Source organism: Serratia sp. 506_PEND (assembly GCF_001076875.1).
Classification (GTDB): domain Bacteria; phylum Pseudomonadota; class Gammaproteobacteria; order Enterobacterales; family Enterobacteriaceae; genus Serratia; species Serratia marcescens.
In genome coordinates, this window is the sequence record NZ_JVEL01000579.1 from 1 (window position 1) to 411 (window position 411).

Consider the following 411-nt stretch of genomic DNA (forward strand, 5'->3'; position numbering starts at 1 on the left):
TCATCCGGCAGCCATTTTAACGGCAGCGGTTTACTGTAAATGATTTTCCACCGGTCTTTCAGTTTTTCGAATACCTGTTTCTTAAGGTGATTCACAGGGGGTGTGGAAATGTAAATGTTGTCAAAGAAGGTGATGAGAATATGCATTCTCTCCTGATGACTTGCCGGAGATAAACTCAGATTTATTCGCTGATACCAGTTTTTCCCGAATTCAGCATTTGCTGGCGGGCCAATGCCAAACTCATAATCCCCGGCCTTACAGAGATACGCCCATAGCCAGAACGTGGCCCGCTCATTCTGACGAAGCCAGTCAAAACTATCCAGTGGAAGCACATTTTCATCACGGGCTGTTTCCATTTCAGACAGCAGTCCTGCCTGCTGGTTTTTATCCGGGATGGCCTGATTAATTAGC

1 pseudogene is annotated in these 411 nt (G+C 46.2%); it reads right to left on the reverse strand.

Annotated elements, in window-relative coordinates:
* Positions 1-411: pseudogene (locus ADK28_RS25960) on the reverse strand (hypothetical protein); the annotation flags it as partial.